Genomic DNA, 21,238 nt, shown 5'->3' with positions numbered 1-21,238 from the left:
CCACGTTTCCATCCTTCCACTTAATACCAATTATTTCAAAAAATCAAGATTTGAGCAATACTCTTGTTCAATTAACTGGCCCTTTAGTTGAATAAGAAAGAATCTGCTTCATGTGATACCAGAAGGTTTTCTTCCAGCTTTATATCAGAAGAGTTTTCATAACTACCTTAATTTTCACTAATACAAAACGTAATGAATAAACACACAAAAAAAAACAACCCTCACAAAGTAAGGGCCGTTTCATTTAGTTTAAAAGCTCATCAAGAATCTGCAGCTTTTTCTCTGTATAGTTTTTAAATCCTTCATTATATGCTTTCGGTTCCTTTGGATTGGCAAAATGCGTGATTTTTCCGGTTTCAGGATCGATGAATTTACTCGCTGCGCCGCATCCGATTCCGATAATTGTCTGCATTTCTTCCATTATCATAATGTTATAAATGCTGTCTTGTTCAGGAAGGGCATATCCTACATTCTCAAGATTCCCCAGGATGTTTTTCTGGCGGTACAGATAATAAGGAGCGTAATTATGCTTTTGCGTCCATTGATCACCCAGCGCCATCATTCTTTCAATTTCTTCTCTGTCTGCGACTTTATACTTCTCTTTATTCCTTGTCATTTCTGATGCTCTTTTAAAAGACAATGTGTGAACAGTCAATGATTCCGGCATCAGCTTTTCCGTTTCGTTCAAGGAATGGGTAAACTCTTCTACCCCTTCACTTGGAAGACCGATGATCAGATCCATGTTAATATTTTTCATTCCCATCTCCCTTGCAAGATGGAACTTTTCTATGGTCTCTTCAACGGAATGATGTCTGCCGATGGCTTTCAATGTTTCATTTGTATAAGACTGCGGATTGATGGAGATCCGGTCGATGTTCCATTTATTCAATACCTCTAATTTTTCCGGTGTGATGGTATCCGGACGGCCCGCTTCCACGGTTACCTCCCTGACTTTACCCACATCAGGGAAAGAACGGTACATTTCTTCATATAGCAAGTCCATTTGTTCGGCAGTAATGGAAGTCGGTGTTCCACCACCGTAATAAACCGTGGTAATTTTAACCCCGTTCTCTTTCAGCCAGCGCCCGGTTTCCTGAATTTCATAATGAAGTCCGGAAAGGAAGGAATCGACTCTGCCCTGCTTCCCTAAAATGGCATAAGCCGGGAATGTACAATAAGCACACTTCGTTGGGCAGAATGGAATACCAATGTAAATGCTGACCTCTTTCTGAAGGGAATATAAGTCAGGTATCACCGATAATTGGCGGTCGACAATGCGCTCCATCAAATCAATCTTTTCATCAGTGATGAGATAATCCTCTTTCAGTTTACGGCGGATTTCCTCTCTCGGTACACCTTCTCTCACGCTTTTATGGAACAGCTTAGTCGGACGGATACCAGTGAGGATACCCCAAGGCTGAACGATTCCCGTGTAATCCTGCAGCGCATTAAGATAGACATGAGAAAGAGCATTTTTGTAACTGCGGAATTCTTCTTTCTCCGTTTGTTCCTGTGGAACATCTTTCTCGAACCAGGCGGTATGATGTTGTTCTTTTGATTGAAGGGCTGCTCGTGCTTTAACAAGACCCTGTTCTTTCTGTAAATGAAACTCTATATGCAGATCGCCTTTTTCCTCTTGAAACGGGGCGACTGACGGCTCTTCAAAAAATAGATTGGCGATAAGCTGCAATGGACGATTGAAACGTTCATCACTCAAACCGCTGAATGTAATGTTCAATGAAATCACCTTTCAGAAATCGATTTTCAACTTGTTTAAGTGTACAAAACGATTGAGTTGCGGTCAATATCAAAAGCGTAAGCGGCCGTTCAGCGACGTACAAACTCTTCTGAGGACGTTCCCTCGCTAATCGTACCGTTACAAGCTCGTTTTTTTCTTCTCTAGGGGTACGTTTCTCCGCTAATCGTACCCTTTCAAGCACGATTTCCCTTCCGTAGGGGTACGTTTCCTCTCTAATCGTACCCTTTCAAGCACAATTTCCCTTCTCTAGGGGTACGTTTCTCCGCTAATCGTACCCTTTCAAGCACGATTTCCCTTCCGTAGGGGTACGTTTCCTCTCTAATCGTACCCTTTCAAGCACAATTTCCCTTCTCTAGGGGTACGTTTCCTGGCTCTTCGTCCAAACCCCCATCATGAAATCGGTTCAGCAGCGGAGAAATTGGAACACCGCTGGTCAAATAACAAAAAAACTGACCCTGCAGGCCAGTTTCTGTCAAACTATGACTTAATTACGTTCATTTTCTTTAAAAATTCTATCGGCTGCTGTTTGCGGAATAGTTCTTTTACCGCGTAGGCAACGCCGTTTTGTTTATCTGTGCGGGTAATCCAGTCTGCGGCATTTTTGACATCCTGACTGGCGTTCCCCATGGCAATGCCGAGGCCGCTGCAGTCGAGGAGATCTTTATCGTCCTGATTGGCACCTACCATCACGACCTGGTCCCGGCTTATTCCTGCGCGTTCGCACACATAAAGCAGTCCCCGGAGTTTTGAGACGCCCCTTTTGACGATGTCGATTTTATCCTTGTCAGTCACGATGCAGTCCACTTCATGATACATCCCTTTGATTGCCTTCATGGCATCGTCCCGGTCTGAAGGTGAATTGAATTTCGCCTCAACTTTAAGTGCGGAAGAAGGATCTTCGAATAAGTATTCACTCAGTGAGTCTGTATAATGTGTGCTGTATAGGAAGCTTGATTCCCTGTTAAAGAGTACTTTTTCACGAAGGGAGCCTGATAATTTCACCCTGTTCATGATCGCCATTTTATCCTGGACGACTCTCATTTGACAGTCAAGCTCTTCTAGGAATTTTACAATTTCATACGTGATATCTTCGTGGATTTTATTGACATATAGGGGTTTTTCCAAGTGTGTGCCGATGTAGGCTCCCTGATGCGTTACCAGGGGATTATCAATTTTCAAAGCTTTGGCGACTCTCTTGGCAGAAGGGAAGGTTCTTCCTGTAATGAGAGTGACATAGATGCCTTTACTTTGCACATAATCTATTGCTTCTTTTGTTTCTTTGTTTAAACGGCCATTGTTCAACAATGTGCCGTCGATATTCATGGCTAACATACGGTAAATCATGGCTGCGCCCTCCTCAATTGTTGTCTATTTTCACCTGCGGGAATATATAAGATTGGAATGGACTGGTGACCATGTCCACTCTGGTCCTTTGTATACTGTTATGATTGAAAGATGAAAAATATGACAAGTTTTAGAGAGCGACTTGGTTTCATTCGAAAGGGATTCAAGAACACATTTTTTAGGGAGACTCTTTCCTTCAAACGTGTAAAGTGCCTATGAAAATATATAAAAAAAACTGCCCCTTGCTTCGGGACAGTCGTAAGAAAAAATTACTTCTGCATGGAACCGTATAGTTCTTCCAATGGTTTCATGATGACTTTATTTAGTTCGTTGATCAGCAAGCTCATTCTTTGTTCAGCTTCCATCAGCTTGGAAATTTTTTCGTGCTGTTGAACAAGCATCGCTGTTTTTTGCGCGTGTTCTACTTCTTCTTGAGTAAGTTCTTCGCCGTTCATTTGTTTTTGCTGAAGATTCATTTGGATGTTGCGGAAGTTTTCGAACATTTTATTTGCTTGTTCGTCATTGTTCACTTCGTCATACATTTTCTTCAGGTCGTTGAATTCGTCACTTTTTCTAAGTGCGCTTTCCAGTTCGTTTGCGTAATCGTATAAGTTTACTGCCAAAATAAATACCTCCTAAAAATCTCTAGCCAATCCTCTACCACTATAACAAAAGTGAGAGAAGATTGCGAGGATGCCAGGTTTCTGTATTATATCTATGCAATGAACAGTACAATGGCACCCTGGACCAATCCTATCAGCCCGCCCAATAAAGCGCCCAGGTACGTGATCATTTTGAGCTCCTTGGAGGTGATACCCAGCACCAGCTCCTCCAGCCGCTGAACGGAAAAGGTCTCAACCTGCTCCCTGACGACTTCCTGGAGATGTAGCTTTTCCATAATGACGTCAATTTTTTGCGAGACGGCCATCACACTCATATCAAAAGCATGCGGGACAATAATCCCCGTGATTCTGTGTTTATAAGGAGATAAAAAGTCCTTCAACCCCGATGACATCAGCTTGTCCACCGAAGTGACTTCTAGAATTGATTTCTTCAGGGTCGGCAGGACATCTTCATCTTTAACATTCTGGAGAACATCTTCCCACTTTGATTCTTTTAGTTTCTCCCATTCTTTATGCAGGAGGTTTCTCAGTATTTCTTTTGTGCCCTCATGCTTGATGAATTTAATGATCTCCGGCTGGATTTTTTCAGAAACGGAAGAATTGCCCAAAAACATACCAAGCATGTTTCCAAGCATGCCCCTTCCTTCAAGGAAGTCGTCGATCATGACTTTCACTTTTCGCTTACCTTCAGGGCTGTTGAAGTAGGCCTCCCCTTTTTCGGCTATAAAATCGGCCGCCTTCGGGATGGCTGCCTCGATCTTTTCCTGCCAATGGTGCGGCACTGTTGATTCAATAGTTTGAGAGCGGTACTGTGCTTTAAAACTGTAATATTTTCGGTCAATCCAATTTTCAATGCCGGCCTCAACAGTTTCGGTCGTCAACGGAATACGCAGTTTCTCAAGCCACGCTTCAATGCTTTCATCGGATTGGATGACGGGCTCTACACTTTCACCTATCCATTTCACGACCTCGGTCTTGAACTGGCTGTTGGTCAACTTTTTTTGAATGCTTTCCGGGGTGATTAAGTGATGGACGACCATATCTCCAAGCTGTACGGCCATTTCACTTCTTCTCTTTGGAATGAGTCCCGGGGTAAATGGAACCCTCCATTTTCCTATATAAACAGGTTTATAAGGCCTGAAGAGCATTTTGATGGCCAGGGAGTTGGTCATCCCGCCAATCGCTGCTCCGATCACGACCATAAGGATAAAGGTTAAAAGAATGTTCATTATTTCAATCCTTCCTTGAGGGATATTGTGAAAGATCGTATTTGCAAGATCTGAGTTGGTATATGCGGTTTCGCATGGTGTCTTCGTCTATACAATATTGCTCATTAAATGAAGGTAATGCTGATTTTCAATCCCAGGTATTAAAAAACTCACAACCTTTGCAAAACAACGTCATAAGTAAACGGCAACCGAATGTATAGAAACATTATCACTGTCCCTGAACATTTTCATGATTCTCACATAATATGCTATATCAGCATCCGCCCATTATCATATTATAAATTTTGTCCAACGACAGCGCAAATGGGGAGTTTTTTTATGTTATTTAATTGCAAGGTCTCAAAATCAAATGAAAAACAGCCTACCTTACTTATTCCTGCCCGTTCTCCTCAGGGATTGAGAACTTTCGCAGGGAAAGCCGTCTCCAGCAGGTTCGGACTTACACAGTTTGATACAAAAATAGCTGCTGAAGTGACTGACCGTGATGACTGTGAACTTCTCTTTCCTGCAAACCACCCATTTCAGCTATCAGGGTCCTGTAACCTGACCGCCCATTTTTCCGAAGAAAATAGACTCCTATCCTTAGGTCCCGTAATAGCGGTCCTTACCGATACCGACTCTTCAGGAAAACCCACAATCGGAAGGCTTGGACAATATTTTGATGAACTGCACCGTTATACCCGGCTGCAGGGAGGATTGTTTTTTCTGACCGGTCCCTCTCTTTTACGTCAGCAACAAGGCTATTTATTTAATGAAGAAAAAGGAGAGTGGCTTCAAAGCAGCGTTCCCTTGCCCAACATCCTCTATAATCGTGTTCATTCACGCCGATCCGACCGGAGTCAAGCCGTGAAGTCGCTTATAACCGAACTGGAAGAACAATCTGTTTTCGTTTTTAACTCCTCATACTTAACAAAGGATTATGTTTATGAGCTGCTTTCACAGGAAGAGAACCTTCTTGAATACTTGCCTCATACTGAACCTTTCTCTCTTTCTGGCCTCCGCCGCCTGATCGAACACCATCAGGATCTCTTCATCAAACATATTGCCGGCAGTCAGGGGAAGAAGCTGCTGAGACTTGAGTACTTAGAAAATGAGTATCGATTAGTTCAAAATATCGGGGATGAGACGGTCCAAAAATTCTTTCCTTCATTAAAAGAGACATATGAGGAGCTTGCGAATCTAAAGGTCTCTTCCCATTTTATCATTCAGGAAACAATCAATCTGCTGAAGTTCAGTGAAAGAGCGCTGGATTTCCGGTTCCTCTGCCACCTCGTTGATCGGCAGGAATGGAAACTGGTATCCGCGGTAGCCCGGATATCAGGCGATGGCCAGTTTGTTTCCAACATTGCTCAGGGCGGCGAATTAGCCAAACCGCTGACCATTCTATGTGCATTTTTCAGTCCTGAGAAAGCCCTGACAACATACCAGCTCATGGAAGAATTAGCCCTGTCAGCCTGCTGCCGGCTCGCTGACAACTGCCCTCTGACACTGGGTGAGTTAGGTGTTGATCTTGGCGTGGATGAAGAAGGAAAACCATGGCTGATCGAGGTGAACTCAAAGCCGTCTAAGCAGACTTACACCGATACCGATACGATCAGGCCGTCCGTCAAGTCCCTTTATATTTTATCAAAAACCATTTGGGAAGAAAGGAGAGCTTCATATGACCAGACTGGGAATCATGATGCTGGAACCTGAAACAACAACTCATCCATTTTACACAGGTATGGCTGAAGCAAGTGAAACTCATGGTGTGGAAGTCCTGTTATTTTCACCGCTGCAGATTCACCCCCACACAGAATGGATTCAAGGCTACCGTTTTTGCACGGAAACCGGAAGCTGGCAGAAAGATATCTTTACAATACCCGAATATATCTATGACCGGACGTTTTATCAGGATGATTTCAAGTCAAAGCAAGCTAAAGCCATTGTTCAATGGCTGAAGAACCGGGATGATTTATGTTTCTTAGGATACGGCCTGCCAAACAAGTGGACGGTTTACCAGCATTTGAGGAATCAGCCGCAAGTGGCTCCCTACCTTCCGGAAACGACACTGATTGAGTCCATCCCCGATACGATTGCCAAAATTAAAAGAGAAAAACATGTGATCATCAAACCGTTTGATGGTGCCCATGGAACGGCCGTCTATGAAATAGTTGCCGACAAAGAACAGATGGTCATTCGTACAACGAAAAAATCAAATATGGTTGAGAAAGAAATGGATGAAGAGACACTCGCCCGTTGGCTCGAAAGCCTTACCCGCAAAAAAAGCTTCATCCTTCAAAGAAAATTGGATAACCGGGATGAACAAAGCCGGCCTTTCGACTTGCGTCTCCTTTTGCAAAAAAATGAAAGCGACAAATGGGTTATCTCCTGCAAAGGATTTCGTGTCGGGAATCAGGACAGCTTGCTGACCAATCTCAGTGCAGGCGCTGCAGCGATTCCTTATTCAGAGTGGAAGAAAAACCAAAAGCTTTATGATTGGAACTATATCGAGTTGGAACTAAGGGAGATCATCCGGGCGCTGCCTGAGATTCTGGAGGAGGAATTTGCACCCCTATTTGAAATTGGCCTGGATATCATCATCGGAAGAGACAGCTCCGTTTGGATCCTTGATATGAATTCAAAGCCCGGCCATAAGATGCTGCAGCTCCTTCCAGCGGAGGAAATCGAGCGGCTGCATGCCTTGCCATTGCGTTATTGCAAGGCGCTGCATAGAAAAATGCCGGCCACAGGAGGCGATTCTTCTTGATTAAGCCGTATAAACTTGAACGATTTGAATCGAAGGAGAAAATTCTTTATCTGCCTGTCAGTTTTGAACAGAAACCTATTGGAACCGTCTCTCTCGGCTGCATCCAGGCAGAACCCGTATGCCGAAAACACCCGAACGGAAGGAATGTTGTCTCCATCAGCTCCAGCCTGGCGGAAGAGTTGTATCTTCCTTCTTTTATTTCAACCATTTATTTATTTCAGCATGACAATACGATTATATTGGGGCCGCTTATCGGTATTTTCACCTCAGGCTTCACTTCCTTTTTGATGAAGCCGATTGGCGAGCGGTCTTCTTTTTTCTCAAAGCTGCTGTCCTTGCAGTCTTCCCTTGGTGTCATCCCCTTTGTTTTCGGTGAGAAACATATCGACTGGGAAGCCGGGCTTGTCAAAGGGCATTTTTATGTTGAGAACCAATGGAAAACCCATAGTGTCCCGCTGCCGAATGTAATCTATGACCGTCTTCCCAATCGAAGAAGCGAGAGAAAGTCAGGGTATCAGGAAGTAAAGGCCCGTCTGCAGAAACAGTATGGTATCCCATGGTATAATCCTGGTTTTTTTAACAAGCTGGACGTATTTGAAAGACTTGAAAATGATGAAGAGGCTGTCCGGTATCTGCCGGAGACACATGCCTTTCAATCCTTTTCCCAGATAGAAAGAATGATGTCCAAATATGGCCATGTGTTCATCAAACCGAAAAACGGAAGCCTTGGGCTGGGTGTCCATCAATTTATTTATAATCGGAAATCTGAAGAGTATCTATGCCGGTTTCAAGACCGCATCGGCACGAACCGACTGATCAAATCGGGCTCCTTTGAAAAGCTGCTGCAAAGGGTGATTCCGGCAAAGGGGTTGAACAGAATGCTCATTCAACAGGGAATAAACCTGATGAAGTCAGAGGACCGGGCCATCGATTTCAGGGTCCATACCAATAAGGATGAGAACGGGAAATGGCAAGTAAGCGCAATGGCTGCCAAAGTTGCTGGAGAAGGAAGCGTGACGACACATCTTCATAATGGAGGCAAGGTAAAGAGCATACAGGAGATTTTCATAGAAGAGGAACAGTGCAAGCGAACTGCAGAGAAGCTCAGAACGGCGGCGATTACTTTGTCGACTGCCCTTGAACGGAATATGGAAGGATTTATTGGGGAAATCGGCTTTGATTTTGGGATTGATACACTTGGGAGAGTCTGGCTGTTCGAAGCGAATTCAAAACCTGGCAGATCAATCTTCACGCACCCTGACTTAAAGACTTTTGAGGTTTTGACACGAAAACTTTCCCTTTCTTTTGGCCTTTATCTTACACAGCGATCGATCCGCCAGCCGGAGGAAACTTTCAAATGAAGATTTATTATCAGCCGCAGAAGAAAATATTTTTTCACACCGATCCCTCCATTCCTTCCCTGCTGTTCGGCAAAAATTCTTATCTTCTCTATAGAGAAGATGAACCTTATAAATATGAGTTTGATGTCTCAGTCACAAATAATTCCTGCGGTCCGGTCATCGGTATATTGGCAGCCAAAGAAAAGGGAAGTTACCAGGGTAACTTCCCTTTATTTCAAGAGCTTCAGAAGATCATTCAGTCGAGGGGCGGTATTTCCTTCGTCTTCTCACTGAGTGATATCGGAAGAGAAAAAATCCAAGGTTTGTGCTTTCACGAAAAGAAAAACATGTGGGTTTCATGCAATTTTCCCATCCCCCACTTTATTTATAATCGGGTCCCTTCTCCTGCTTCTGAAAAAACAGAGGAGTTTTTCAGGTTTCTTGAGTGGACGAAAGAGAACAACATCAATTTCTTCAATCCTCACTTTTTTAATAAGTGGGAGGTTTATCAGTCACTTTCAGAAAGCCGCTCATTAATGCCACATCTGCCGGAAACAAAGCTGCTTGTGAGTAAAGAGGAACTGGAAAAAGATTTGAAGCTGAAGCAGAAGCTGTACATCAAGCCTGTACTTTCTTCAAAAGGAAAAGGAATCCGGCTTCTCGAACAGTGTGAGGACGGACAAATCAGCTGCAAAAGCACAAAAAAAATTGAAAGATTCATCCGCTTTGAGCGCTTGTTAATGAAATATCCAGAATGGCTGGACTCTGAGACATATATCTATCAAGAAGCCATACCATGTAAAAAATTGAACAATCACCGATATGACCTGCGGGTACTCGTCCATTTTACTGGAAAAGAATTTCAGATCAGCGGAGTCGGCATCAGGGTCTCTGAGCGGCAGGAAGTAACGACCCATGTCCCTCAAGGAGGAAAAATCCTTCCCTTTCATTATGTAGAAACAGACGAATTGGTTAGAAAGATTGAGGTCCTGGCTGAAGACTCCGGAAGACAGCTGCTATCTACTTTCGGCCTTATCGGTGAATTTTCCATGGACCTTGGACTGAGAGAAAAAAATGACGAGCTTGTCATTTTCGAAATCAATTCCAAACCGATGAAGTTTGATGAAAAGGAAATAGAAGAGCAGCGGCTGGAGAGCCTGGCACAATCTTTTTTTCATTTTTCAAGAGCTTCCCGGGGGAAGTCTACTTGAGTGCATTGTATATGAGAGTAAACCTCATTGCATTTAAGGGGGCGTCGGTCATGACGATGAAGATCGGCTGATATACCTGCCACCCCGGGATATCCATTAAAAGATCACGATATAATGAAGCCCCCTTCAGTTCCATTTTCAGTGCCATCAGGACACCTTCCCTGAACGTGGAGAAGCCCCTTTCCAGTTGTGCCGGGGCGTGATACTTCCCGGTCAGCATGTAATGCACATATTGGAGAAGTTCATAATGTTTGCGCTTGTCCTTCTCAGCCTGTTCAATGAATTCCTTATAAACAGGGTTATTGGTCTTATGGAGTAATTCTATATAAAAACGGCCGGAAGCCCGTGTATGCTCGATACCAGCCTGCAGATCCTTCACAAACATCATCAGCACCCCTTCAAAATTCCTCATGCTTCACCGCTTCACCGCACTAAGAGGGACAGTCCCTCTTAGTGCTTTAACGCGTTGCCTCGCTAAGAGGGACTGTCCCTTTTACTGCTTTAAAGCAGTGAATCATCCACAAGAACAGCTTTATTAATCTGTATGACAGATCATACAAGTTTATGTCATATTACAGTGGTTTTTCGCAAGGATTGTTGGCTTACGTCCCCCACTGTAAATAATGGATGGAAACGTTTAGAATAGGAAGAAGAGAAACCGGCTGTTTCAGCCGAAGCAAAACACAAGGGGGCACGAATAGATGATTCAGCATTTCCAATTTAAGAGTATGTATGAAAATAAAAAGCTGCCAGGTTGGACTTTTTCATTTTATTATCAAGGAACCAAATACAATGGTACCTACCACAAGAACGGCACCATTGAATGGAAAGACGGACAGCCGCCCGCAGCAGATGAAGAAATGATCAAAAAGCAGATTCACGAATTAATGCTTTTCCACGTGTATGATTGATATTTTGTAATAGGCTCTTTTCTAAAACTTTGTTGCTATTCAAAATGAAGTTAAGAGATATATCCATAAATTCCCGGAAAGTATCCTGGTAAGCATGAAAGAAAAGAGCTAATTACCCTTTTCAGTTGGCTCTTTTCGTAAACTTTGTTGCTATTTAATACAAATTTTAAAAAATATCTACTTAATTAACCAAAAATAGCCTGATAAACAAGGAAGAAAAGAGCTGATTCACCTTGTTCAGAGAACAAAGCCCTTGTACCCGAGGGAAAAATCCGGCACTATGGATTTTTCCGAAAGCAATAATCTATACGAAACCAGCCTTGTAATGAGAAATGGCCGCCTCCTCTGTTCAGGCAGCAGTGACACAGGCAAATCCAGGACAGTTGAGAACGCTGTCCTGGACAAGTGTTCTTTATGAATACTGTACCCCGCAGGCATTCACCCTCGGTTCCGGTCCTATCCATTGAGCAGTCCCACCTATGAACTAATGGCACTCTTAAGCAGGACAACCTCCCATTCGAATTCTTGTAAAGCTAACACTTTGAAATCTATCGGCCTTTTCGTACAATGTACTTATCAATATCAATGAAACATAAACGAGGGAATAGTATGCTTTTAAAACTTCAACAGAAATATCCAGAATCAACATTACATACAGCTCCTCCTTCAGAGGAAGACCCTGATACCCTCTGGCTGACAGCAGATGCAACCGACGAGTATCTTGCCATCCCTAGACATCTGTTAACACAACCGGAAATTGACCTGCTTTCCAGCCTATTTACTGAAGCAGTACCATCCGGCAGCTGGCAAAATGAAACGGCGGAAAGCAGAAGCTGGCATGATTACCTTTACAAAGGGATGCCTCTACTGACTGACGTTTCACCAAAAGATCACTATCGGGTCATTCAATTTTCTATCAAGGAAAACATTGAAAATCTCCTATTAAAAGAAGCTTTTCGCAGCATTTTTGCTGAGCACGCAGTCATTGTCTTCTCCTCTCCCGGAAAGGGTGCCATCGTTGAAAAACAGACGAAATGGTCCCTGCCTGAAGAAGAACTCCTTTCCGCAGCCGCTGTCATTGAAGGTGATTTTTTTGCATCGCCAAGTTTTTTCATCGGGAGGTTCTACACAATAGATGACCAGTTCCTTTCTTTTTTCCAGGAAGAAAAGAACCTGTTTACTTTTGCTGAAAAGAATATCTCAAAAGGCCGGGTGTTTACGTTTCCGTCCACGTTTCCGTCTTTTGCCCTTCACCACGTGCCGAAACAAACAAAAACAAGTATGTTCGCGGACATCATCCAGTTATTTGCCGATGATGAAGAGCTGAAAAAAACAATCAAGACTTATCTTGAGAATCAATCGAACACAAGCCAGACTGCCAAAGTGTTATTTATGCACCGCAACAGTGTTCAATACCGCATTGACAAGTTTATCGAGAAGACCGGAATCGATATCAAAACCTTCAAAGGCGCACTGACCGTTTACCTTGTCTGCCTGGAAATTGAGCAGGAGACAGCAGAATGAGCAACATGCCCAAACCCTCCAAGTTTTTTTATGCACTTTAACCATTACATTCAGTAAGCGTTTTCTAATACAATGGGATTAACAGAGAGATAGAAAACACTAGGAGGAATACAAAGTGGCAGAATTACAAATGAAGAATATCTATAAAATTTATGATAAAAACGTAACAGCTGTAAAAGACTTCAACCTGGATATCAAAGATAAAGAGTTCATCGTATTCGTAGGACCATCAGGCTGTGGTAAATCCACAACATTAAGGATGGTAGCCGGCCTGGAAGAGATTTCAAAAGGTGACTTTTACATCGATGGCAAGCGCGTAAACGACGTTGCACCAAAAGACCGTGACATCGCGATGGTTTTCCAAAACTACGCTCTTTACCCTCATATGAGTGTGTATGATAACATGGCTTTCGGTTTAAAATTACGCAAATTCGACAAGCAGGAAATCGACCGTCGTGTGCAGGAAGCTGCTAAGATCCTTGGCCTTGAATCTTTACTGGACCGTAAACCAAAAGCATTGTCCGGTGGTCAGCGCCAGCGTGTGGCATTGGGCCGTGCGATTGTCCGTGATGCAAAAGTTTTCTTAATGGACGAGCCGCTTTCCAACCTTGATGCTAAATTACGTGTACAGATGAGAGCGGAAATTGCAAAACTTCACCAACGCCTGCAAACAACGACTATCTACGTTACACATGACCAGACAGAAGCGATGACAATGGCGTCTCGTATCGTAGTCATGAAAGACGGCATCATCCAGCAGGTTGGTTCTCCTAAAGAAGTTTACGACAAACCGGAAAACGTCTTTGTTGGCGGATTCATCGGTTCTCCGGCAATGAACTTCTTCCGTGGTAAACTTCAAGACGGCAAATTCACTTTCGGCGATGAAGCTGTTGAAGTTCCTGAAGGAAAAATGAAAGCATTACGTGAACAAGGGTATGTAGGAAAAGACATCATCCTTGGTGTAAGACCGGAAGATATCCATGATGAGCCTCTTTTCATCGACTCTTCTCAAGGGTCAAAAATCAGAGCAAAAATTGAAGTTTCCGAATTGACGGGTGCAGAAACGATGTTGTATTCCCGCCTTGGCGACCAGGACTTTGTTGCTCGAGTCGACTCCCGTACAGATGTCCAAGCCGGCGAAACAATCGACCTTGCATTTGACATGAACAAAACTCACTTCTTCGATGCGGAAACAGAAGAACGCATCAGATAATTTCACAGCAATAAAAAACTGCCATTCCTAACTGGATTGGCAGTTTTTTGTTCCTCTCAGTTTTTGACTAGAATTCCGTGAATTTTATTACCCTTGTTTCTTCATGTCCGCAATCTCCCGCAAATAAATGGATGCATTCATCTGAACCCGAACTTTCCGGAATCCCGTCTGCAAGCTTGATTTCGTCAATGTCCATGTAGGCACTGTAATCATCATAAAAGTCATAGATCCTTCCCCTGTCCGTCAATGTGGAACCGCATTGGGAGCAATCTACCTCCACTCGGGTCACCCCGTTGCATAATGCACATACTTTCATAAGTAATCACCGTTTTTTCTACAGAATTTAATCATTATTATCCTTTTGTTTTCCTCTATCTTTTATGTGTCAATCGTGCGTTTCTCTCAAGGAATAAATTCCCTCTTTCATTCTTGTATATATTTTTTTAAAAGTTCCATAATACAGAGTAACAGCAGCAAACAAACAGTCTCTCACAAACATTGGGTTGACCAAATTAGATGGCCGCAGTAATCGTGCGGGACTGGTGCAAGTCCAGTTGACCCAACCATAAAAACAACAAGGAGATGACAAAACATGCAAAACCAACAACAATCACGCAGCAACAACTCTAACCAACTAGTAGCTCCAGGAGCTCAACAAGCAATTGACCAAATGAAATTGGAAATCGCTTCTGAATTTGGTGTACAACTTGGTGCTGATGCAACTGCACGCGCTAACGGTTCTGTAGGTGGAGAAATCACTAAACGCCTTGTACAAATGGCTGAACAGCAAATCGGCGGTTACGCACAAAAATAATCCAACTTAATATTAATATGGCTAGAGCCCCTGACATTCAGTCAGGGGCTCCTATTTATTTGGCTTGCTTTTAAAAAAACTTTGATTTCCTCCAAATGTGTGACTCCACAGGACTCTTAAAACACCACACCTAAAGGAAAGCTAATAAATCTTTATTCGTTGGAAGAAAGCCCTATTTTTTTAGATTCACCATTTTAGAAGGGTCGATCCATTCATCATACTGCTCTTCTGACAGATATCCGGAACGGACGGCTGCTTCTTTTAATGTCAGGCCTTCTTTATGGGCAGTCTTGGCTATTTCGGCCGCTTTTTCATAACCTATATGCGGATTGAGTGCTGTAACAAGCATCAATGACCGGTTTACGAATTCTTCAATGACTTCTTTATTCGGCTCGATCCCTTGTGCACATTTTTCATCGAATGAACGGATGCCGTCAGCCAAGAGTCTCGTGGACTGAAGAAGATTATGAATAATAACCGGTTTGAATACATTCAGTTCAAAATTTCCCTGGCTCGCCGCGAAGCCAATGACGGCATCATTCCCAAATACTTGGGCAGAAACCATTGTCAACGCTTCACTCTGGGTAGGATTCACTTTTCCAGGCATGATGGAGCTTCCCGGTTCATTCGCGGGAATGGTGATTTCCCCAATGCCGCTCCGTGGACCGCTTGCCAGCCAGCGCACATCATTGGCAATCTTCATCACATCAGCTGCCAATGCCTTCAGAGCACCATGCACATGAACGATCTCATCATGGGAAGTCAAGGCATGGAACTTATTATCGGAGGACACAAACGGAAAGCCGGTTTGCTCTTCCAATTGAGCGGCTACCTTATCGCCGAATCTTGGGTCTGCATTTATTCCTGTACCAACAGCTGTTCCGCCGATTGCGAGGTTCAGGAGGTGCTTGCTGCTTTCCTGAATCATTTGTTGGGACCTCTCAAGCATTGTCCTCCACCCGCTGATTTCCTGACCCAGTGTCAATGGCGTAGCATCCTGGAGATGGGTACGCCCGATTTTAATGATGTCCATGAACTCTTTCTCTTTTTCACTTAATGTTTTATGAAATTGCTCCAGTGCCGGCTTCAAGTTCTCAACGATTTCTTTATAAGCCGCTACATGCATGGCTGTGGGAAACGTATCGTTCGAGCTTTGTGACATGTTGACATCATCATTCGGATGAACTTTTTCATCGCTTTCCTGGATCATTTGGTTCGCTCTGTACGCAACCACTTCATTCACGTTCATATTGGACTGAGTACCGCTCCCTGTCTGCCATACCACCAGCGGAAAATGTTCATCAAGCATTCCTGAAATGATTTCGTCACATGCCTTTACAATTCCATCTTTCTTAGTATCCGACAACTTTCCAAGCTCATTATTGACGATTGCCGCCGCTTTTTTCAACTGCGCAAACCCATATGTAACCTCAAGAGGCATTTTTTCATGGCTGATTTTAAAGTTTTCCCTGCTCCGTTGGGTCTGCGCACCCCAGAACTTATCAGCGGGTACCTTAATCTCACCAATCGTATCACGTTCCGTTCTGAATTCCATTTCATCTCCTCCTTTACATTTCTCTTTTCTATTTTTCCACTTAAAATTAAGAAATAACATCATTACCAAAATAATGTAAGGTTTTTTCAACTTATTGAAAGCCTATGTAAAAGTAACAGGGCCAATACGTAATTGTTTTAATTGCTGGATTTCCTTCCCGTCACCTCACTTTATGCCTGTTCCAGTTCAGCACTGGTCTATCTAACATTATTCCGTCATCCCAATCTCCCCTCTTATACAGCAAAAAAGCTTAACCGGATGGCTAAGCTTTTTACTGTATCAAATTTAGGAACTGTCGCGTACGCTCTTTTGTTGGATTTTCAAAAACGTCAGCCGGCTTCCCGCGTTCCACGATGTAGCCGCCATCCATGAAGATGACTTCATCCGCCACTTCTTTGGCAAACTTCATTTCGTGTGTGACGACAACCATGGTCATACCGTCCTCAGCAAGATCTTTCATGACTTTCAACACTTCTCCGATCAATTCCGGGTCGAGTGCTGAAGTCGGTTCGTCAAACAGCATGACCTGGGGTTCGATAGCCAGCGCACGGGCAATGCCGACCCGTTGCTGCTGTCCACCTGAAAGCTGGTAGGGGTAGTAATTAATCTTGTCTCCTAAGCCTACTTTTTCTAAAAGCGATATTGCATTTTCTCTTACCTCCGCTTTGGATTTCCGCTGAACAATCACGGGGCCTTCCATGACGTTCTCAAGAGCTGTCCGGTGCGGGAATAGGTTATAGTTCTGAAATACCATTCCCGTCTTTCTTCTCATATCCATTAGATCTTTTTTCGTCAGTTTCTTGGTAAAATCCATTTTTGTACCGCTGATGTCCAGTTGTCCTTCATCCGGCACTTCGAGAAGGTTGAGACAGCGTAGGAATGTTGTTTTTCCTGAACCAGAGGGACCGATCAGTACAATCACCTGCCCTTTTTCAACCTCGACATCGAACCCTTTTAACACTTCGAGATCCCCAAAACGCTTTTTTAACCCTTTAATGCTGATCATCTTTTCACCCTCCTCTCTTTATTTTGCAATATATCGGTCAAGTCTGGATTCCACCCTGTCCTGAATGAGTGTAAGAATGAAACACATGACCCAGTATAGGAATGCCGCTTCCATATACAATAGAAGAAATTCATATGTCGTCGCGGCGATCTCCTGCGCTTTTCTGAATAGCTCGGTGACCAGAATCAGGGAAGCCAGGGATGTATCTTTAACCAAACTGATAAAAGAGTTTGATAACGGAGGGACCGATACCCTTGCAGCCTGCGGCAGGATAACCCGCTTCAAGTTCTGTCCATAGGTCATGCCGATTGAGTAACCAGCCTCCCATTGGCCCTTGGGTATTGATTGGATGGCAGCACGGACGATTTCCGATGCATAGGCACCTACATTTAAAGAAAAGGCAATGACGGCTGAAGGGAAAGGGTCAAATTTCAATGCTTCAATACCGAGGTTGCCCAATCCGAAAAAGATAATAAATAATTGCACAAGTAACGGTGTTCCTCTGATGGCCGAAACATATACACGGGCGATTCCCCTGAGTATTTTACTGCCGGACAACCTCGCCAGGGCCGTGACAATTGCCAAGACCATTCCGAATGCAAAAGATATCAGTGTTAGAGGAATAGAATAATACAAAGCTCCCTTCACCATAGGAAGCAGGGAGCTTTGCAGGATATCCATCATGCGTTCGGGATCTTGAAAAATACTACCTAGGAGATACATCTTCGCCAAACCATTTATCAGCAATTTCGGCGTATGTTCCGTCTTCCATCATTTCCTCTAACGCTTTGTTCACTTCTTCCACCAATTGTTCGTTCCCTTTACGGAACATCAGTCCGCTTTGAGAAGCGTCCTCCTCTGTTGCGACGATTTCAATGCCTGCATTCTTTTGCTTTTGCAGGTAATCCAAAATGGATAGCTTGTCGTTTACAGTTACATCTGCACGGCCTTGTTCCACTAATTGAATCGCTTGCGCAAGACCTTCGACACCTTGAATTTCTGCTCCATAACTTTCAGCAATATCTTTATAGTTACTTGTCAATGACTGTGCAGAAGTGAGTCCTTCAATGTCCTCGAAAGAATTGACTTCATTATTTTCTTTGCTTGCTACAAGTACAGCGGAAGACTCGATGTACGGGATGGAAAAGTCGTACTTCTCCTGACGGTCTTCCCTGATACCCACCTGGTTGGCAATCATATCAAAACGGTTTGAATTCAAGCCTTCAAACATGGCATCCCATTGTGTCTCTTTAAATACCGGCTCTACCCCAAGGCGGCTGGCTACTTCTCTTGCAATTTCAACATCGAATCCAGTCAATTCCCCGGATTCATCATGGAATGTGAAAGGAGGATATGTCCCTTCTGTACCGATGAGCAGCTCTCCATTTTCCTGGATTTGTTCATATAATGATTGTTCCTTACCTTGCTTACTAGCTGATTCATTTTCAGCGTTATTACCGCAAGCGGCAAATAGGAATATTGCACCTATCAAGAATAAAATGCTTATAGTAAACTTTTTCACTTTTAAAACCTCACTATTCTTATCGGATTAATTATTACGTATGCTATCATAGAATGATAATCTCTTCTTGTCAATAAAAATGTTTGCACATTTAGCTTTCTCTAAAAGTGATCAATCAATGAATACTGTTATAATGAATTCTGAGAAGAAAAGGAGGTTCTATCATGAACATCGCATTATTGGGGGCTTCCGGAAGAGTTGGATCAGTCATCCTGGAGAATGCCCTGAAGGACGGACACAATGTTAAAGCGCTGGTAAGAAATGCAGCAAAAGTTGAGTATGACCATCCCAGCCTTTCGCTAATTGAAGGAAATGCTTTGGAGGAAAATGATATTAATGCCTGTTTACAGCATAGTGATGTGGTCATCAGTACACTTGGCACCGATAAAAATAATGTATTGTCTAAGAGTATGCCGGTCATTTTGAAATCCATGCGAATGAACAGTATTTCGAGAATCATCACGATTGGTACGGCTGGAATTCTTCAATCGAGAAACACACCTTCTCTCTTTAGGTTTCAAAGTGCTGAGGCTAAAAGAAGAAGCACAACAGCAGCCGAAGACCACCTGAGAGCTTACCTTATGTTAAAAAGTTCTAACCTGAACTGGACCGTTGTGTGCCCAACCTACCTCCCCGACGGAGAGAAAACCGGTGTGTACCGCACGGAAAAAGACATTCTCCCTGAAGGCGGAAAAAGTATCTCTGTTTTTGATACCGGGGACTATGCATATAGTTTGATTGCAGATAAGGAAAGTTTCCGTACCAGAATCGGCATTTGCTATTAATAAGGCTCTTTCTTAATATTTACTTCGGCACTTGGGATCTCTCCCTCGGGTACAAGGGCTTATCTAACTGAACAGGGTTATTAGCTCTTTTCTCGTTTACCAGGGTGGTTTCTTGGCTATAACTCTTAAACTTCATATTTAATTTTAAAAAAAGAGCCTAAAAGAAAGAGCTCCCTTGAATTTGTTCAAAGGAGCTCTTTCTTATTCAAAAATGATGGAAATGATCTCATCCATCGACATCCCGCTTTCGAATTCAAAGGTACCAGGCCTTAATTCATTTTCAAGACCTCGATTTTCCACCTCTTTATAGAAATCCATGTCATTGTCTATAATCTTTGCTTTCTCCAAAGCGTTCCCGACATCAATACTGGTCATCCCCATAGATACAGATAAAATGGCACGATAGACGACCTTCTCTTCAGTGGCCGGTTTTTCTGTTTTATCTTCTGCTTGCTTATTTTCTGGTTCAACCTTCTGTTTGTTCCACTCTTCTTCTGTATGTATGACGTAACCTTTTGAGGCAAGCTGTTCAATCATTTCTTTTTCACTAAGCTCTTTTGTTTTAGCTGTTTCTGCCGGCTGTTCCGTACTCTTGGCTTTTTCAGGACCAAATAAATATACTGCTCCAATCAAGGAAGTTGCAATCAAAAGTCCGGAAGCAAAACTGCGCAATGAATTCGTCATCATTGTACCGCCATGCTCCTTTCCATCTTCCTTTTCATGAATGGGGCCAGCATCATCTCAACTCTATGCGGATTCAGCTCTGTTTTTGCAGCAATACTCTCAACAGAATAGCCGCGCTTATGCATATCCAGCACCTCTCGAAGCAAAAGGCGTTCCTGCGAAGATGACTCCATCGCACCTGCCTGTTTTGCTGTAATCTCTGCATCTAATTCGATGTCGCGAATTTGCTTCTGCAATTCATGGACCTCATTCATTAATGATATTGAAGAGTGTTCAATTTGTTGTTCTAATTGTGATTTGGATTGCGTCGTTTTGATAAACGATAAAATGAGCAGCACTACTGCTGAACCAAACAAAATGGCTATTACCCATCCCATCATAAAAGCCTCCCTTACGTTCATTCTATAATACAAACTAGATTATACCTTGATACTAAGCAGAATGGGCTTAAATTCGACAAAATCCCCCTTTGGTCCCGTCTGTATGACAGGATAACGAAATTCTGATGCTACATAGGTGCTACTTTGTTTCGCTGAGGTAATGGAGTTGTTAGGACCATATAAGGTCTATTAAAAGAGCCTGGTTGGATTAGTGAGCCCTGATTATAGATTACTTAATACTCTGATTAACCCTGTCCGCTGCTATGAAAGCGAGCACCGGGTTACTAAATGGACTTTTGCAGATTCACTTCTTACTGTCCAGCTCAGTTGTCGTCTGGACCTTGTTTTATACTAGACTCCCAGTTGCCAGGTAACCCCTATCCGAGTTATGTAGGATTCATACATCATTTCATTCTTGCAAGGCTTTTCATGTATGAATCACACCCTTTTTCATACATCATTTCACCCTTAACACGCAGTTCGTGTATGAATCACACCCTTTTTCATACATCATTTCACCCTTGCCACGCAGTTCATGTATGAATCACACCTTTTTTCATACATCATTTCACCCTTGCTTGGCTTCTCA

The 21,238-nt window shown here is 43.1% G+C and carries 22 protein-coding genes; 9 read left to right on the top strand and 13 right to left on the bottom strand.

Annotation, left to right across the window (positions count from 1 at the left end; translation table 11 throughout):
* Nucleotides 1–244: 244 nt before the first annotated feature.
* From V1502_RS05155 to V1502_RS05135, 5 genes are all read right to left on the bottom strand, one after another.
* The gene (locus V1502_RS05155) at nucleotides 245–1,738 is read right to left on the bottom strand and encodes a coproporphyrinogen III oxidase (RefSeq protein WP_409253306.1); all 1,494 of its coding nucleotides are present in this window, start codon (nucleotides 1,736–1,738) and stop codon (nucleotides 245–247) included.
* Nucleotides 1,710–1,940: a hypothetical protein gene (locus tag V1502_RS05150; protein ID WP_409253305.1), complete on the bottom strand. Its 231-nt coding sequence runs from the start codon at nucleotides 1,938–1,940 to the stop codon at nucleotides 1,710–1,712. The genes V1502_RS05155 and V1502_RS05150 overlap by 29 nt, the downstream gene beginning before the upstream one ends.
* Nucleotides 1,941–2,236: 296 nt before the next feature.
* Entirely contained in the window at nucleotides 2,237–3,103 is an 867-nt protein-coding gene (locus tag V1502_RS05145) for a Cof-type HAD-IIB family hydrolase (protein WP_409253304.1), read from the bottom strand.
* 269 nt (nucleotides 3,104–3,372) lie between these two features.
* Nucleotides 3,373–3,726, bottom strand: a complete 354-nt coding sequence (locus tag V1502_RS05140; RefSeq protein ID WP_409253303.1) for a YlbF family regulator — start codon at nucleotides 3,724–3,726, stop codon at nucleotides 3,373–3,375.
* 92 nt (nucleotides 3,727–3,818) lie between these two features.
* On the bottom strand, nucleotides 3,819–4,955 hold the full coding sequence (locus V1502_RS05135; protein WP_409253302.1) for a DUF445 domain-containing protein: 1,137 nt from the start codon (nucleotides 4,953–4,955) through the stop codon (nucleotides 3,819–3,821).
* Between the two features lie 318 nt (nucleotides 4,956–5,273).
* Between V1502_RS05135 and V1502_RS05130 the strand changes: the two genes are divergently transcribed.
* The 4 genes from V1502_RS05130 to V1502_RS05115 are packed head-to-tail and all read left to right on the top strand — an operon-like array spanning nucleotide 5,274 to nucleotide 10,255.
* Nucleotides 5,274–6,650 (top strand): YheC/YheD family protein, encoded by a 1,377-nt coding sequence (locus V1502_RS05130; RefSeq protein WP_409253301.1) that lies wholly within the window; start codon nucleotides 5,274–5,276, stop codon nucleotides 6,648–6,650.
* Entirely contained in the window at nucleotides 6,616–7,704 is a 1,089-nt protein-coding gene (locus V1502_RS05125; protein ID WP_409253300.1) for a YheC/YheD family protein, read from the top strand. Before V1502_RS05130 ends, V1502_RS05125 begins: the two co-directional genes overlap by 35 nt.
* Nucleotides 7,701–9,065, top strand: coding sequence for a YheC/YheD family protein (locus V1502_RS05120; RefSeq protein ID WP_409253299.1), 1,365 nt, complete (start codon nucleotides 7,701–7,703; stop codon nucleotides 9,063–9,065). The genes V1502_RS05125 and V1502_RS05120 overlap by 4 nt, the downstream gene beginning before the upstream one ends.
* Nucleotides 9,062–10,255 carry a YheC/YheD family protein gene (locus V1502_RS05115; RefSeq protein WP_409253298.1) on the top strand — a complete coding sequence of 398 codons (1,194 nt, stop codon included), beginning with the start codon at nucleotides 9,062–9,064 and terminating at the stop codon, nucleotides 10,253–10,255. The genes V1502_RS05120 and V1502_RS05115 overlap by 4 nt, the downstream gene beginning before the upstream one ends.
* On the opposite strand, the gene V1502_RS05110 is transcribed toward V1502_RS05115, so the two are convergent.
* Complete coding sequence (locus tag V1502_RS05110; protein ID WP_409253297.1) at nucleotides 10,248–10,640, bottom strand: hypothetical protein; 393 nt, start codon at nucleotides 10,638–10,640, stop codon at nucleotides 10,248–10,250. The genes V1502_RS05115 and V1502_RS05110 overlap by 8 nt on opposite strands.
* 316 nt (nucleotides 10,641–10,956) lie before the next feature.
* On the opposite strand from V1502_RS05110, the gene V1502_RS05105 reads away from it, so the two are divergent.
* The 3 genes from V1502_RS05105 to V1502_RS05095 all read left to right on the top strand — a co-directional run bounded on the left by V1502_RS05105 (nucleotide 10,957) and on the right by V1502_RS05095 (nucleotide 13,903).
* On the top strand, nucleotides 10,957–11,166 hold the full coding sequence (locus V1502_RS05105; protein WP_409253296.1) for a YheE family protein: 210 nt from the start codon (nucleotides 10,957–10,959) through the stop codon (nucleotides 11,164–11,166).
* Between the two features lie 609 nt (nucleotides 11,167–11,775).
* Nucleotides 11,776–12,690, top strand: coding sequence for a PucR family transcriptional regulator (locus V1502_RS05100; RefSeq protein WP_409253295.1), 915 nt, complete (start codon nucleotides 11,776–11,778; stop codon nucleotides 12,688–12,690).
* A 115-nt stretch (nucleotides 12,691–12,805) separates the two neighbouring features.
* Complete coding sequence (locus V1502_RS05095; protein WP_409253294.1) at nucleotides 12,806–13,903, top strand: ABC transporter ATP-binding protein; 1,098 nt, start codon at nucleotides 12,806–12,808, stop codon at nucleotides 13,901–13,903.
* A gap of 67 nt (nucleotides 13,904–13,970) precedes the next feature.
* Here the strand turns inward: V1502_RS05095 and V1502_RS05090 are convergent, their stop codons facing one another.
* On the bottom strand, nucleotides 13,971–14,183 hold the full coding sequence (locus V1502_RS05090) for a hypothetical protein (RefSeq protein ID WP_409253293.1): 213 nt from the start codon (nucleotides 14,181–14,183) through the stop codon (nucleotides 13,971–13,973).
* 312 nt (nucleotides 14,184–14,495) lie between these two features.
* Here V1502_RS05090 and V1502_RS05085 point away from each other — a divergent pair, with 312 nt between their 5' ends.
* Nucleotides 14,496–14,717 (top strand): small, acid-soluble spore protein, alpha/beta type, encoded by a 222-nt coding sequence (locus V1502_RS05085; RefSeq protein ID WP_409253292.1) that lies wholly within the window; start codon nucleotides 14,496–14,498, stop codon nucleotides 14,715–14,717.
* A gap of 172 nt (nucleotides 14,718–14,889) precedes the next feature.
* On the opposite strand, the gene fumC is transcribed toward V1502_RS05085, so the two are convergent.
* The 4 genes from fumC to V1502_RS05065 all read right to left on the bottom strand — a co-directional run bounded on the left by fumC (nucleotide 14,890) and on the right by V1502_RS05065 (nucleotide 18,800).
* Entirely contained in the window at nucleotides 14,890–16,272 is a 1,383-nt protein-coding gene (gene fumC / locus V1502_RS05080) for a class II fumarate hydratase (RefSeq protein ID WP_409253291.1), read from the bottom strand.
* Nucleotides 16,273–16,543: 271 nt separating this feature from the next.
* Entirely contained in the window at nucleotides 16,544–17,278 is a 735-nt protein-coding gene (locus V1502_RS05075; protein ID WP_409253290.1) for an amino acid ABC transporter ATP-binding protein, read from the bottom strand.
* Between the two features lie 18 nt (nucleotides 17,279–17,296).
* Nucleotides 17,297–18,001 (bottom strand): amino acid ABC transporter permease, encoded by a 705-nt coding sequence (locus tag V1502_RS05070; RefSeq protein WP_409254283.1) that lies wholly within the window; start codon nucleotides 17,999–18,001, stop codon nucleotides 17,297–17,299.
* A complete protein-coding gene (locus V1502_RS05065; RefSeq protein WP_409253289.1) occupies nucleotides 17,985–18,800 on the bottom strand; it encodes an amino acid ABC transporter substrate-binding protein in 816 nt (271 codons plus the stop codon). Before V1502_RS05065 ends, V1502_RS05070 begins: the two co-directional genes overlap by 17 nt.
* A 164-nt stretch (nucleotides 18,801–18,964) precedes the next feature.
* Between V1502_RS05065 and V1502_RS05060 the strand changes: the two genes are divergently transcribed.
* Nucleotides 18,965–19,585: an NAD(P)-dependent oxidoreductase gene (locus V1502_RS05060; RefSeq protein WP_409253288.1), complete on the top strand. Its 621-nt coding sequence runs from the start codon at nucleotides 18,965–18,967 to the stop codon at nucleotides 19,583–19,585.
* 201 nt (nucleotides 19,586–19,786) lie between these two features.
* On the opposite strand, the gene V1502_RS05055 is transcribed toward V1502_RS05060, so the two are convergent.
* Together V1502_RS05055 and V1502_RS05050 are read right to left on the bottom strand one after the other, a co-directional pair.
* A complete protein-coding gene (locus V1502_RS05055) occupies nucleotides 19,787–20,269 on the bottom strand; it encodes a hypothetical protein (protein WP_409253287.1) in 483 nt (160 codons plus the stop codon).
* Nucleotides 20,269–20,646 carry a hypothetical protein gene (locus tag V1502_RS05050; RefSeq protein WP_409253286.1) on the bottom strand — a complete coding sequence of 126 codons (378 nt, stop codon included), beginning with the start codon at nucleotides 20,644–20,646 and terminating at the stop codon, nucleotides 20,269–20,271. The genes V1502_RS05055 and V1502_RS05050 overlap by 1 nt, the downstream gene beginning before the upstream one ends.
* Between the last annotated feature and the right edge of the window lie 592 nt (nucleotides 20,647–21,238).

Source organism: Rossellomorea sedimentorum (genome assembly GCF_046237645.1).
Classification (GTDB): Bacteria; Bacillota; Bacilli; order Bacillales; family Bacillaceae_B; genus Rossellomorea; species Rossellomorea sedimentorum.
This window is presented reverse-complemented; position numbering and strand designations above follow the sequence as displayed.

What these genes read in the sequence shown, in the direction of transcription:
- V1502_RS05145 (WP_409253304.1), bottom strand. Translation starts at nt 3,103, where the DNA reads ATGATTTACCGTATGTTAGCCATGAATATCGACGGCACATTGTTGAAC.
- V1502_RS05135 (WP_409253302.1), bottom strand. Translation starts at nt 4,955, where the DNA reads ATGAACATTCTTTTAACCTTTATCCTTATGGTCGTGATCGGAGCAGCG.
- V1502_RS05130 (WP_409253301.1), top strand. Translation starts at nt 5,274, where the DNA reads ATGTTATTTAATTGCAAGGTCTCAAAATCAAATGAAAAACAGCCTACC.
- V1502_RS05125 (WP_409253300.1), top strand. Translation starts at nt 6,616, where the DNA reads ATGACCAGACTGGGAATCATGATGCTGGAACCTGAAACAACAACTCAT.
- V1502_RS05115 (WP_409253298.1), top strand. Translation starts at nt 9,062, where the DNA reads ATGAAGATTTATTATCAGCCGCAGAAGAAAATATTTTTTCACACCGAT.
- V1502_RS05110 (WP_409253297.1), bottom strand. Translation starts at nt 10,640, where the DNA reads ATGTTTGTGAAGGATCTGCAGGCTGGTATCGAGCATACACGGGCTTCC.
- V1502_RS05105 (WP_409253296.1), top strand. Translation starts at nt 10,957, where the DNA reads ATGATTCAGCATTTCCAATTTAAGAGTATGTATGAAAATAAAAAGCTG.
- V1502_RS05100 (WP_409253295.1), top strand. Translation starts at nt 11,776, where the DNA reads ATGCTTTTAAAACTTCAACAGAAATATCCAGAATCAACATTACATACA.
- V1502_RS05085 (WP_409253292.1), top strand. Translation starts at nt 14,496, where the DNA reads ATGCAAAACCAACAACAATCACGCAGCAACAACTCTAACCAACTAGTA.
- fumC (WP_409253291.1), bottom strand. Translation starts at nt 16,272, where the DNA reads ATGGAATTCAGAACGGAACGTGATACGATTGGTGAGATTAAGGTACCC.
- V1502_RS05075 (WP_409253290.1), bottom strand. Translation starts at nt 17,278, where the DNA reads ATGATCAGCATTAAAGGGTTAAAAAAGCGTTTTGGGGATCTCGAAGTG.
- V1502_RS05070 (WP_409254283.1), bottom strand. Translation starts at nt 18,001, where the DNA reads ATGTATCTCCTAGGTAGTATTTTTCAAGATCCCGAACGCATGATGGAT.
- V1502_RS05060 (WP_409253288.1), top strand. Translation starts at nt 18,965, where the DNA reads ATGAACATCGCATTATTGGGGGCTTCCGGAAGAGTTGGATCAGTCATC.
- V1502_RS05055 (WP_409253287.1), bottom strand. Translation starts at nt 20,269, where the DNA reads ATGACGAATTCATTGCGCAGTTTTGCTTCCGGACTTTTGATTGCAACT.
- V1502_RS05050 (WP_409253286.1), bottom strand. Translation starts at nt 20,646, where the DNA reads ATGGGATGGGTAATAGCCATTTTGTTTGGTTCAGCAGTAGTGCTGCTC.